Source organism: Pseudaminobacter sp. Soil_N_29, from assembly GCF_057656055.1.
The window spans coordinates 341,884-354,309 of record NZ_JBDGLC010000005.1 but is presented as its reverse complement, the minus strand read 5'-3'; the positions used below and the strand labels follow the sequence as shown (position 1 = coordinate 354,309).

At 62.5% G+C, this 12,426-nt stretch carries 12 protein-coding genes; 10 read left to right on the top strand and 2 right to left on the bottom strand.

Annotated features, from left to right (window positions below; translation table 11 throughout):
• The first annotated feature begins 9 nt into the window (after nt 1–9).
• Genes AC3A4H_RS14400 through AC3A4H_RS14380 form a run of 5 tightly spaced genes read left to right on the top strand, consistent with a single transcriptional unit; the run spans nt 10 to nt 6,020 of the window.
• Nucleotides 10–1,173, top strand: a complete 1,164-nt coding sequence (locus AC3A4H_RS14400) for an acyl-CoA dehydrogenase family protein (RefSeq protein ID WP_487767282.1) — start codon at nt 10–12, stop codon at nt 1,171–1,173.
• A 24-nt stretch (nt 1,174–1,197) separates the two neighbouring features.
• On the top strand, nt 1,198–2,757 hold the full coding sequence (locus tag AC3A4H_RS14395; RefSeq protein ID WP_487767281.1) for a long-chain-fatty-acid--CoA ligase: 1,560 nt from the start codon (nt 1,198–1,200) through the stop codon (nt 2,755–2,757).
• Complete coding sequence (locus tag AC3A4H_RS14390; protein ID WP_487767280.1) at nt 2,754–4,115, top strand: MmgE/PrpD family protein; 1,362 nt, start codon at nt 2,754–2,756, stop codon at nt 4,113–4,115. Before AC3A4H_RS14395 ends, AC3A4H_RS14390 begins: the two co-directional genes overlap by 4 nt.
• On the top strand, nt 4,112–4,867 hold the full coding sequence (locus tag AC3A4H_RS14385) for an SDR family NAD(P)-dependent oxidoreductase (RefSeq protein WP_487767279.1): 756 nt from the start codon (nt 4,112–4,114) through the stop codon (nt 4,865–4,867). Before AC3A4H_RS14390 ends, AC3A4H_RS14385 begins: the two co-directional genes overlap by 4 nt.
• Nucleotides 4,860–6,020 carry an acyl-CoA dehydrogenase family protein gene (locus AC3A4H_RS14380; RefSeq protein ID WP_487767278.1) on the top strand — a complete coding sequence of 387 codons (1,161 nt, stop codon included), beginning with the start codon at nt 4,860–4,862 and terminating at the stop codon, nt 6,018–6,020. The genes AC3A4H_RS14385 and AC3A4H_RS14380 overlap by 8 nt, the downstream gene beginning before the upstream one ends.
• A gap of 19 nt (nt 6,021–6,039) precedes the next feature.
• On the opposite strand, the gene AC3A4H_RS14375 is transcribed toward AC3A4H_RS14380, so the two are convergent.
• Nucleotides 6,040–6,723, bottom strand: a complete 684-nt coding sequence (locus AC3A4H_RS14375; protein WP_487767277.1) for a TetR/AcrR family transcriptional regulator — start codon at nt 6,721–6,723, stop codon at nt 6,040–6,042.
• 163 nt (nt 6,724–6,886) lie between these two features.
• Between AC3A4H_RS14375 and AC3A4H_RS14370 the strand changes: the two genes are divergently transcribed.
• The 5 genes from AC3A4H_RS14370 to AC3A4H_RS14350 are packed head-to-tail and all read left to right on the top strand — an operon-like array spanning nt 6,887 to nt 11,602.
• The gene (locus tag AC3A4H_RS14370; RefSeq protein WP_487767276.1) at nt 6,887–7,666 is read left to right on the top strand and encodes an enoyl-CoA hydratase/isomerase family protein; all 780 of its coding nucleotides are present in this window, start codon (nt 6,887–6,889) and stop codon (nt 7,664–7,666) included.
• Nucleotides 7,663–9,261 (top strand): class I adenylate-forming enzyme family protein, encoded by a 1,599-nt coding sequence (locus AC3A4H_RS14365; protein ID WP_487767275.1) that lies wholly within the window; start codon nt 7,663–7,665, stop codon nt 9,259–9,261. Before AC3A4H_RS14370 ends, AC3A4H_RS14365 begins: the two co-directional genes overlap by 4 nt.
• A gap of 12 nt (nt 9,262–9,273) precedes the next feature.
• Nucleotides 9,274–10,059 (top strand): SDR family NAD(P)-dependent oxidoreductase, encoded by a 786-nt coding sequence (locus AC3A4H_RS14360; protein WP_487767274.1) that lies wholly within the window; start codon nt 9,274–9,276, stop codon nt 10,057–10,059.
• Between the two features lie 12 nt (nt 10,060–10,071).
• Nucleotides 10,072–10,857 carry an SDR family NAD(P)-dependent oxidoreductase gene (locus AC3A4H_RS14355; protein ID WP_487767273.1) on the top strand — a complete coding sequence of 262 codons (786 nt, stop codon included), beginning with the start codon at nt 10,072–10,074 and terminating at the stop codon, nt 10,855–10,857.
• Nucleotides 10,858–10,867: 10 nt separating this feature from the next.
• Nucleotides 10,868–11,602: an SDR family NAD(P)-dependent oxidoreductase gene (locus AC3A4H_RS14350; protein ID WP_487767272.1), complete on the top strand. Its 735-nt coding sequence runs from the start codon at nt 10,868–10,870 to the stop codon at nt 11,600–11,602.
• A 78-nt stretch (nt 11,603–11,680) separates the two neighbouring features.
• On the opposite strand, the gene AC3A4H_RS14345 is transcribed toward AC3A4H_RS14350, so the two are convergent.
• Complete coding sequence (locus AC3A4H_RS14345) at nt 11,681–12,424, bottom strand: ABC transporter ATP-binding protein (protein ID WP_487767271.1); 744 nt, start codon at nt 12,422–12,424, stop codon at nt 11,681–11,683.
• Nucleotides 12,425–12,426: the final 2 nt, after the last annotated feature.

Here is a 12,426-nt window from a genome sequence, read left to right as displayed (position 1 = left end):
AGCGAGGATATGGATTTCGGCGAACCCGAACACATCACAATGTTGCGTGAAAGCATCCGCCGGATGCTCGAACGTCATGCGACGCGCGAAATGATGGCTAAATGGGACGAGGAGGACAAGGTTCCCCGTTCGCTAATGGAGCACATCACCGCGCTTGGCGTGTGCGGCATGACGGTTCCTGAAGAATATGGCGGCCTCGGCCGAGATGTTCTGGCCACCATGGTCACGGTGGAGGAACTGTCGCGTCGGTCCATGGTCATCGGCACCCTGTACTTAATGAATGCCTGCTACGGGTCGATGAATATTCTCGCGTCGGGCAGCGAGGAGCAAAAGCGCACTCTGTTGCCCAAGCTGGCGAATGGCGAGCTTCTATTTGCCTATGGCCTGTCGGAGCCTGACGTCGGCTCCGACCTTGCAAGCGTGAAGACGCGCGCCGAGCGCAAGGGCGACAAAGTCATCATCAACGGGTACAAACGCTGGTGTTCGGGTGCCGAAGTCGCCGATTACATCTATGCGCTTGTGCGCTCAGGTGATCCGGACGCGCGCTACAAGAACCTGTCGTTGGTGCTCATCCCGCCGACTGCCCCCGGCGTGATGCTGACGCACATACCGGCGATGGGTGTGCGCGGACTTAATACCAACGACGTGACGCTCGACAATGTTGAAGTGCCCTTCGAAAACGTCATCGGCGGTGAGGAAGGATGGAACAGCGGCTGGAGCAGGCTGGCTGGTCCCGCCCTCGAGGTGGAGAAACTGGAGGTCGCAGCGATGGCGCTCGGCATCGCTGCGCAGGCGGTCGATGATGCATGGGAGTACGCGCAGACCCGCAGTCAGTTCGGCAAGCGCATCTGCTCGCACCAGTCGATCCGGCACATGCTGGCGGAGGTCCAAACCAAGCTCTCTGCCGCGCGCTTGATGCTCTATCGTGGCTGTTGGCTGGCCGATAACGACCTGCCCTGCTCGGTGGAGACCTCGATGGCAAAAATGTACGTTTGCGAACTCGGTCTGGAGATCGCACTGACCTGTCAGAAAATCATGGGCGCGTATGGTTATGCTCGCGGCTTCGACATGGAGCGCCATGTGCGCGACATGCTGCTTATGCCAATCATAGGCGGATCGACAGCGATTCAGAAAAACAACATCGTGAACCGCATGGGCCTGCCCAAGCAGTAGGCAGGCGGATCGGGGAGGGTACAGATGATCGAGACGCTTGGTGATTACCTGCGCAACAATGCGCACAAGTTTCCGGACGAGACCGCGTATCTGTACGAGGGCGAGAGGGTTACGTTCGCACAGCAGTTCGAGCGCGGTAACCGGTTGGCCTCTGCGCTGTGGGCACGCGGTATCCGGAAGCAGGACCGCGTCTCCATCCTGGCGCAGAACACGCTGGAGTTCATGGAGTGCTATTCGGCTTGCGAACTCTCCGGTTTCATTGCGGCAACGGTGAATTGGCGGCTTGCTGCGCCTGAGATCGAGTGGATTTTAAGTGATTCCACACCGCGCGTTCTGATCTTTGAAGCGCAATATGCCGAAACCGTCGCGAAAATCCGCGACCGTCTCGGCTTTGTCGAATTATTCCTGTGCTTCGGCGGCGTCGTGCCGGAATGGGCGGAAGACTATTACGCTTTTCGCGACCAAGGTGACCCGGCGGGCGCACCTTCGCGTCCAACGCCGGACGACATCATGCACCTGATCTACACGTCCGGGACAACGGGGCGCCCAAAGGGAGCGATGCGCAAGCACCGTTCTGAAATCGCGATGGGCATCCTGATGGCGACCGAACTGGGCCTGATCGTTTCGGACAAGCTGCAACTGATGATGCCGATCTTTCACGTCGGCGCGCGCTTCCTGCAGATGGCGGTGCACATGCGTGGCGGCAGCGTCGTTTTCCATCGCGTCTTCGATCCGGTAAGAATCCTCGACGCGATCGTGCAGGAACGGGTGACGGTGACCCACATGGCGCCGACGATGGTTCAGGCTGTTCTGGAGCAGCCCGGCATAGAGGACATGGACCTCTCCTCGCTGCATACTGTTTGCTACTCGGCCGCGCCGATGCCGGTGCCGGTGCTTAAGCGCGGCCTGAAGCTGCTCGGGCCGGTGTTCCTGCAGCTCTATGGAATGACCGAGGGCGGCGGCACGACGCTGCACAAGCGTCAGCACAAGCCCGACGGGACGCCGGAAGAGTTGAAGCGCCTCGGTTCAATCGGCCAGGCCGCCCCCAACGTCGACCTCAAGATCGTCGACGAGGACGGACAGGTACTGCCCGTCGGCGAGCCGGGCGAAATCCTGACCCGCACCGAAACCCACATGGCGGGATACTGGAACAACTCCGCCGCCACGCTCTCGGCTCTCAAGGACGGCTGGTATCACACCGGCGATCTCGGCTATGTCGACGAACAAGGCTTCGTCTATCTCGTTGATCGCAAGAAGGACATGATCGTGTCCGGCGGCGAGAACATCTATTCGCGCGAGGTCGAAGAGGCAGTCGCATCGCACCCCGCGGTGTCTGACGTGGCTGTGATCGGCGTGAAGGACGACTACTGGGGCGAGGCGGTTCGCGCCATCGTCGTCCTCGAAAGCGGCCAGTCGGCCACTGAAATCGAACTCATCGACCACTGCCGGACGCAGATCGCCAGCTACAAAAAGCCGAAATCTGTTCTTTTCGTCAGCGAACTTCCGCGGCTGCCGAGCGGCAAGATCAACAAGGTCGCGCTTCGCCAGTCCCATGGCACTGCCGACGTGAAGGGAAAGCCGTGAGCGCCGCTGTGGAACATCCGGCGGTAACGCGCTGGCTTGCCGAGAGAGCGTCGGCGATACGGTTCGAGGACCTCCCGCCTGCGGCAACGACGATCGCCCGCCAGTGCATTCTCGACTGGTTCGCGGTGACGATAGCGGGGGCCGCTGAACCTGCCGTCCGCATCCTGGCTGAAGAGCTTCTTGAGGACGGCGCGGCTCCTGTCGCCTCGCTTGTCGGAATTGGGCACAAGACCTCGATGCTCAATGCCGCCCTGATCAACGGCACCGCATCCCACGCACTCGATTTCGACGACGTCAACATGGCGATTCTCGGCCATCCGACCGTCGCGTTGCTTCCGGGCCTGCTGGCTCTGGCCGAAGAGACGGGCGCGACGCAGGATGACGTACTGACGGCATTCGTTGCCGGCTACGAGGTTGTTTGCCGCACAGGCGCCCTCATGAGCCCCGGACATTACAACCACGGCTTCCACTGCACGTCGACCGTCGGAAGCGTCGGCGCGGCGGCCGCTTGTACGCGGCTTCTGGGGCTGGACGCGGAGACGACGGCCATGGCCTACGGCATCGCTGCCACGAAGGCTTCCGGCCTCAAGGCGATGTTCGGCACGATGTGCAAGCCGCTGCATGCAGGCATGGCCGCGCGGAACGGCCTGATCGCCGCGCGTCTTGCCGCGAAGGGCTTCACCAGCCGGCCAGACGCGCTGGAATGCGCGCAGGGACTGGCGGCGACGCAGAGCGCGGATTACAATCCGCAGGCCGCCATGCAGGAAGCCCCGCTCGACTTGCATATCGCGGCCAATCTCTTCAAGTATCACGCGGCCTGCTACCTCACGCATGGCGCGATAGAGGCCGGAAAGGCGCTGCGCGGCAAAAGCGGCGCGGCGTCTAATGCCATAGAGTCCATTTCGATCCGTGTGCCGCCCGTTGCTGACAGGGTCTGCAACATCGCCGCACCCTCCACCGGGCTCGAGGCGAAGTTTTCGTTGCGCCTGACTGTGGCAATGGCGTTGGCCGGTCGCGATACGTCGGGGATCGAAACGTACACCGACGAGCTCACACGCGATCCGGAGCTGGTGCGGCTGCGCGACCTTGCCACCATCGAATTCGTCGACCAATTCCCCGAAGCCAAGGCGGAAGTCGCCATCGCCGTGGCGGGCGGGTCGAGCTTCGACGCGGTTCACGATGCGGGGCAGCCGGACACCGATCTTCAGCGCCAGGGGCAGAAGCTCGAACGCAAGTTCGATGCGCTGGTCACCCCAATCCTGGGCGAGAGAACGCGTGTCCTGCGCGAGGCCCTCACAGGCTTCGGCGGCACGTCAACGGTTAGCGAAATCACTCGCCTGGCAGGAGGTTCGAGATGAGCGGCGGAAAAGGCACGGCTGTCGTCACGGGTGCGGCACGCGGCATCGGCAAGGGCATCGTCGAGCAGCTTGCGTCGGAGGGCTATCGCGTCGTCGCGATCGACCGGCTGCCAGAGGTCGAGGACACGGCTGCGGCATTGCGCGCGCAAGGGCGCGATGTGGCGGCCGCATTGTGCGACATTCGCGACCGGCAGGCGATCGCGGCGCTGATGGAGCGCCATGCGCCGCTCGACGTCATCGTCAACAATGCCGCCATCACGGCGACCTATCCGTTCGAGGAACTGACGGAAGAGCATTTCCGCGAGACGTTCGACATCAACACGGTCGGTACGTTCCTCGTCGCGCAGGAAGGCGTTCGCCGCATGCGCAATGGCGGCCGCGTCGTCAACATCGCCTCGCGTTCCTTCGCCGGCGCACCGCAGATGGCGCACTATGCTGCGTCGAAGACGGCCGTGGTCGGGCTGACGCGAGCCATGGCCATCGACCTGTCGCCGCGCGACATCCGGGTGAACGCGGTTGCGCCGGGCGTCGTCAACACGGACATGCTTCATTACATGAATGAGGAGCAGCAGGCGCGCATGCTGTCGTTCCAGCTCCTCGGCAGGATCGGCGAGCCCGAAGACATTGCCCGTGCCGTGTCGTTCCTGGCTGCACCGGAAAATCGCTACATCACGGGACAGGTTCTGATCGTGGACGGAGGTCGTTCACTGGGTCAGGGCCAACTCCCTCAAGAGGAGTCCCCCTATGTCTGAGTTCACCGAAGAGCGCCGCCTGATTCAGGAGTCGGCGCGCGAGTTCACCAAGAATGTCGTCAGGCCGCTCGCGGATCGCCTCGACCCGGTCAAGGGCGAGATCCCGCGCGATTTGATCGAGCAGATGGCCGAACTCGGCTATTTCGGCATTCTCATCCCTGAGGAATATGGCGGCCTCGGCCTCGGCGCGTTCGAGTATTGTCTCGTCGCCGAAGAACTGGCGCGCGGATGGATGAGTGTCGCGTCGTTGATCGCGCGCGGCAATGCCTTGATCGGATCGCTGAAGGCGATGACGCCGGAACAGAAGCAGGTCTACCTGCCGCGCATGGTGCGCGGCGAATTCCTCGGCGCGTTCTCGCTGTCCGAGCCGGATGCCGGTTCGGATGTCGCCAACATCTCCTGCCGTGCGAAGCGTGTCGGCGACGAGTGGGAGATCACCGGTAACAAGTACTGGTGCACCTTCGCCGATGGCGCCGATTTTATCATGGTGTTTGCCCGGACGGATCCGACGGTCGATCCGAAGGCGCGCCATCGTGGCATCTCCGCCTTCATGGTCGAAAAGCCGCGCGGCGAATTGCCGGCCGGCGTTTCGGGCAGCCCCATTCCGAAGATCGGCTATTTCGGCTGGACGACGTGGGAGCTCGCCTTCGACAAGTGTCGCGTTCCAGCAGCCAACCTCGTCGGCGAAGAGGGCAGGGGCTTCTATCTGGCGACGGCCGGGCTGGAAACGGCGCGCGCGCATACCGCCGCCCGCTCCATCGGGCTCGCGCAGGCGGGCCTGGACGATGCGGTCGCCCACTCGCAGCAGCGCCGCCAGTTCGGCAACGCGATTTCGTCGTTTCAGGCGATTCGGTTCAAGATCGCGAATATGGCCACCGAGATTGAAGCTGCACGCGCGCTGATGTATTCCGTGTGTGAGAAGATCGACAAGGGCGAGCGTTGCGACAAGGAGGCGTCGATGGTGAAGCTCTTCGCGTCCGAGATGTCGGAACGCGTTACGAGCGAAGCCCTGCAGATCCTTGGCGGCGGCGGCTACACCACGCTCAACCAGGTTGAACGCCACTGGCGCGATGCGCGTCTGACGAAGATCTTCGAGGGAACGTCGGAAATCCAGATGCGCATCATTTCCGACCACATTCTCGGGCGCGGCTGACGCATATGCAGCCTGAAAGCTAGACGACGCGCGAGCGAGCTCGCGCTCGCAGCTTCGGCTTCTCGCCACTGGCACCCATATCTGCCGCGGCGCCTACCGCAATGCCTTGTCCGCTCAATCCGTCCAGAACGAAAGACGTGAATTCGCGGGCGACCTCATCGATCGGCCGCCCGCTTGGCTTATACCACTCGATCGTCCAGTTGAGGGCGCCCAGAATGAACAGTCGCACCAGCGTCAGGCTCACCGATGTGCGGAATTCACCCCGTTCCTGGGCTTCCGAAAGGATTTTCTGCCAGATGCCGGCATAGGAATCGCGCAGGCGGGTGTTTTTAGTGCGGATGGCTTCAGGAACCTGCCCGAAAACGCGTCGCGTCGCGAGTGTATAGTCGCCGTTCTGGATGATCGCAGAAAGGTGAGCGCGGATGGCGGCTTCTATGCGCTCGCGACCTGTCGCAGTTTCCGGCAATGCGTCGAGTGCCGAAACAACACTGTCGGACACGCTGTGAATGCCGAGATCCAGCACCGCAGTAATCAGGTCGTCCTTTGACTTGTAGTAATAGTAGATGCTTCCTGCCTTGAGGTCGGCTTCGTCGGCGATTGCACGCATCGTCGTGCCGGCGTAGCCGAAATCACGAAATATCTTCGCCGCTGCGTCGAGAACCCTTTTCTGGGATATTGAAGACTTCGCGAGCTTCTTGGCCATAGGGGCGATTTCCTTCCTGAAACATCATGTCATTTTAGGCTGCGAATGCGCTCAAGGGAACGGTTTCTAACACATCCGCGGCAATTCCGCACTTTCTAACTAGTGTTAGGTTTCTGATTGGTGTAGCGTCTGTTAATACTGAAAAGCAGGCTAGGAGGAGCTGGTGAGTCTGGTTAATGTCGAGCGCCATGCTCGGGGCGTCGTGCGCCTCGTCATGGTGCATGAGGATGCGCGCAACGCGATGGGCGAAGCCTTGCGCGGCGCCCTGCTCGAGGTGCTTTCGGCCCTTATGCACGACGCCTCCTCTCGTGTCCTCATCATTGCATCGGGTCTGAAGGATTTTTCGGTCGGGGGCGACCTCTCCCGGATGGATACGCTTTCCGATCCAAAGGCGGGGCGCGAGCGCATGCATTCCGCGCACCGGCTCGCCCGTCTCCTGCTCGCGTCCGACAAGCCGATGATCGCCGAAGTCGGAGGCTATGCCATGGGTGCCGGCGCGGGGCTCGCACTGATGTGCGATACGGTGGTAATGGGCGAGAGCGCCGCCCTCGGTTTTCCGTTTCCGAAGGTGGGCCTCGCCCCCGATTTCGCCATCGCCTACACGCTGTCGCGTCGGATCGGGGTGGCGCGCGCGCGTCAGGCGCTCCTCTATGCGCGGACCTACAGGGGCGCCGACGCACTGGCGATCGGACTTGCCGACGATGTGGTGGCCGACGACCGGATCGCCGGGAAGGCCATGGAAAGGGCGATGGAACTGGCGGTGCTGCCATCTCACGCCCTGGCGCTGACCAAGCGCATGATGGAGCAGGCCGGCAGCCCGCAATCGGTGCTGGAATTCGAGGTGATGGCGCAGCCGCTTTGCTTCGCCAGCGACGATTTCCGCGAAGGAGTCGCGGCATTTCGAGAAAAGCGCAAGCCTGAATTCGACGGGAACGTACAATGATCGCAACTGGTGGGGCCGCAAGGGGCGGCGTCAGGGCAGTGTCGCAGACGCTCGCCGACATGCTCGACAACAACGCGTGGAGGTATCCAGATCAGACGGCTTTCGTATGGGAAGGAACGCGGGTCACGCATGCGCAGCATCACGTCCGCGCGTCCAGGCTTGCCCATGCCCTCAAGGGTCTGGGAATGCGCCGCCAGGATCGTGTCGGCATCCTTAGCCAGAACAGCCTCGCCTTCCAGGAGGTCTACAGCGCCTGCGAGCTGTCGGGTTACATCTGCGCCACGGTCAACTGGCGTCTCGCCATTCCCGAGATGGTTTACATCATCAATGATGGTGCGCCGCGCGTCTTGGTCTTCGAGGCGGCCTATGCCGAGACGGTTCTGGCGATGCGCGACCAGTTGAAGTCGGTAGAGCATTATGTGTGCATCGGCGGCGCCGGCGTGCCCGGCCTCGACTTCGCGCTCGATTACGATGAGCTGGTCGCTTCGGGCGATGAGGTCGGCGTGCCGTTCCGGCCGAAGCCTGACGACGTCGCGTTCCTTATCTACACCTCCGGCACCACGGGTCGCCCCAAGGGCGTCATGCTTGGACAGGGCGGGCAGGTGGCTGCGGCGGAAATCCTCGGGTCGGACCAGCGGAATTCCCCGTCCGACCGGCTGCTCATTATGATGCCGCTGTTTCACATCGGCGCCAAGGTCATCCAACTCGCCCAGCACTGGCGCGCCGGCACCGTCGTCGTCCAGAAAGGGTTCGATCCGAAGGAGATCGTCGCGTGCATCGAGCGCGAGAAGATCACCGTCACGCACATGGCGCCGACGATGATCCAGACGCTTCTGGAGTCGCCGGCCATCGAGGGGGCGAACCTCTCCAGCTTGCGGATGATCGTCTATGCCGCCGCGCCGATGCCGATCCCCGTGCTGAAGAAGGGACTGGCATTGCTCGGTCCCGTCTTCCAGCAGCAGTTCGGCCAGACCGAGGGCATCGGCACCACGCTGCTGGCCCATCAGCACCGACCCGACGGCGACGAACGCGATCTCGAAATCCTGACCTCGGTGGGCCAGGCCTCGCCGCGCGTCGGCGTTCGCGTCGTCGATGACCATGGCGAGGACCTGCCGGTCGGCGAAGTCGGCGAAATCCTGCTGACCAGTCCCGGTGTCATGAAGGGCTACTGGAACAACACGGCGGCGACCATCGACACGTTGCGCGACGACTGGGTGCATACCGGCGACATGGGCCGCCTCGATCACGAGGGCTTCCTATACCTCGCAGACCGCAAGAAGGACATGATCATCTCCGGCGGCGAGAACATCTACTCGCGCGAGGTCGAAGAGGCCGTTGTCTCGCACGACGCCGTGTCGGAAGTCGCCGTGATCGGCGTGCCGGATGAAAAATGGGGTGAGGCGGTGATGGCGGTGGTCGTGCCACGGCCTGGCGAAGCGGTTTCGGCCGAGGCGTTGATTGAGCACTGCCGCACCAGAATCGCCAGCTATAAGAAGCCGCGAGACGTGGTTTTCGTGGAAGAGATCGTGAAGCTGCCGAGCGGCAAGATCGACAAGGTGCGCCTGCGCTCGCTCTACGGCCAGAAGCAGAAGTGATTGGAGGTAAGGATGCTCGAGTTGTTTTCGCTCAAGGGCAAGGTCGCGATCGTCACCGGCGCTTCGCGGGGGCTGGGAAAGCCCGTCGCTCTCGGCATGGCTGCAGCCGGCGCGCATGTGGTTCTCGTTGCGCGGGATGCCGCTAGGCTGGAAGCCGTACGCGACGAGATCGTTCAGGCCGCTGGCGAGGCGACCGTCCTCGCGCTCGACCTTGCTGACGAAGATGCCGTGCGTTCGGGTGTGCAGCGCATTGCCGGCGAGCGCGGAAGGGTCGACATCTGCGCGAACATTGCCGGCATCATCAACTGGCAGCCGTTGCTCGACAGCGACATCGAGGATTTCGACCGCATATTGGCGACCAACCTGCGCGGCACATTCGTCATGGCCCAGGAATGCGCGGCTGCCATGCGCGCTGGCGGGCGTGGAGGACGTATCATCACGACGGCGTCCGTGCTGGGGCCGCTCGGCCGCGCCAAGCTTCATGCGTACTGTGCGTCCAAGTCGGGCATCATCGGGCTGACACGCTCCCTGGCCGCGGAACTGGGTCGCGAAAACATCACCGTCAACTGCGTCGCGCCGGGCTATTTCCTGACCGAGATCAACGCCACGCTACAGTCTCGGCCGGGCTACATGGAAGCCATCAACGGCGTGACGCCGATGGAGCGCTGGGGTGACCCGAAGGAAATCGTCGGCGGCATGATCTTTCTCGCCTCCGATGCGTCGAGTTTCGTCACCGGTCAGGTGCTGCATGTCGATGGCGGCGTTTCGTCGTCGTTCAAGTTTCAGCTTGCAGTCTGAGAAAGGAAGAACATGACCAAGCGTTTTTCGCTCGAAGGGCAGGTTGCAATCGTTACCGGCGCGTCTCGGGGGCTGGGCTATGAAATGGCGCGCGCCATTGCCGAAAGCGGCGCCAAGGTCTGGATCACGGCCCGAGGAAAGGACCAACTCGAGGAAGCCGCACAGAAGCTCAGGGTGGAAGGCCACGACGTCGCCATCAAGGCGTTCGATCTCGCGGACCGGGAGGGAAGCGTTTCTACCATCAACGACATCGCCGCCGCCGAAGGCCGTCTCGACATTCTCGTCAACAATGCCGGCATCAATGCCTGGGAACCGCTTGCACAGGCGACGACCGCGACTTGGGACCGCGTGATGGGCACGAATGTCCATGCACCCTACCTGCTCTGCCGGGAAGCGGCGCGCCATATGGCGGCAAGGGGATATGGCCGGATCGTCAATATCGGGTCGGCGCTCGCGGTCGTTGGCCGCGAGAACGTCACCGCCTATGTGGCGAGCAAACACGGCTTGGCCGGGATGACGCGTGCCATGGCCGCAGAGCTTGGCCCTAAGGGCGTCACCGTCAACATGATGGCGCCGGGCTATTTCCTGACTGAGATCAATACGAGCATCCTTGCTCGACCGGGCTACGAGAACGGCGTGTCCAGCCGGATCCCGCTCGGCCGTTGGGGTGACCCAGAGGAAGCCGGTGGTGCGGTCGCGTTTCTGGCGTCAAAGGCTGCCAGCTATGTGAACGGCCACGTGCTGGTGGTCGATGGCGGTCTGACCGAAACCTTCGTCCTGCCTGTCGATGCAGCTTGAGGAGTTTGAAATGGACGCGGAAAAGGAAGTGGCGCTCGTTACCGGCGCGGGGCGCGGTATCGGTCTTGCGACCGTCCGACGGCTCGTGGAGGATGGCTTCCACGTCGTCATGGTTGATGTGAAGCCCGACCCGTTGGCGCAGAACGCGGCAGAGCTCAAGGCCGCCGGAGCCAGTGTCGAAGATCACATCCTGTCGATCACCGACAGGGAGGCCGCATCGCGCCTCATCGGTTCACTGCCGCGTCTCGACGTGCTCGTTAACAATGCCGCGGTCTTCTGGGACGGCAAGTTCGACCAGATCACCGAAGACGACTTCCGCAAGATGTACGACGTCAATGTGGTCGGTACGTTCGTGATGGCGCAGGAGGCTGCAAAGGTGATGAAGCGCGGCGCACGCATCATCAATGTGGCCTCGCGCGCCTATCTCGCAGGCTATGCGCACGCACCGTACATTACCTCCAAGGCCGGCACCGTCGGCCTCACGCGCTCGATGGCGATCGATCTCGCGCCGCGCGGCATCTTCGTCAATGCCATAGCGCCCGGCCTGATCGAGACGGACATGTTCCGCTCGCTGGCGTCCCAAAGGCAGGAAGAGCTGATCGCCAAGCAGCCGACGAAGGAACTCGGCCAGCCAGAGGACATCGCGAACGGCATCTGCTTCTTCGCCGATCGTCGCACCCGCAATGTGACGGGTCAGATCCTGACGCTCGACGGCGGCCGGTCGATGGGCATCTCGATCTATTGAGGGCCCGCACTCTGTTCAAAAGGGAAGGGGCGGTGCATGGCACCGCCCCTTTTCGCTAGGGAGGCCAGTTGTGCGGGTTCAGGCCGCTTCGACACCGAGATAGAACTTCTGGATGTCCTGGTTGGCGCTGAGCTGCTCCGTCGTGCCTTCGAGAACGGTCGTGCCGTTTTCGATGACATAGCCGTAGGAGGCGTATTCGAGCGCGATCATCGCGTTCTGCTCGACCACAAGGATCGAGACGCGCTTTTCCCGGTTGATCCGCGCGATGATCTCGAAGATTTCCTTAACGATCAGCGGCGCGAGGCCGAGCGACGGCTCGTCCAGCAGGATCATTTCCGGGTCCGCGACAAGGGCGCGGCCGATGGCGAGCATCTGCTGTTCACCGCCGGAAAGAAAACCGGCCTGCTGGTCGCGTCGTTTCGACAAGATCGGGAAATACGAATACACCTCGTCGAACGCTTCCTGGCGCGAGCGGCTTTTGCGCTGCGCAAAAGTGGCGGCAATGAGGTTTTCCTCGACTGTCATGTCAGAGAAGACGTGACGACCTTCCCGGACATGGAAGATGCCGCACCGCACGATTTCGTGCGGCGCGAGCTTCAGCATGTCCTTTCCGCCGATCGTGATCGATCCGCGCGTCACGCGGCCATTCTCAAGGGGAAGGAAATTGGAGATTGCCTTCAACGTCGTGGACTTGCCGGCGCCGTTCGCGCCGAGCAAGGCCACCACCGCACCCTCCGGAACCCGGAGGTTGAGGTCGGAAAGTGCATGGATGACGCCCTGGTAGACGACTTCCAGCCCGTTGATCTCGAGTTCGGCCGCCATCG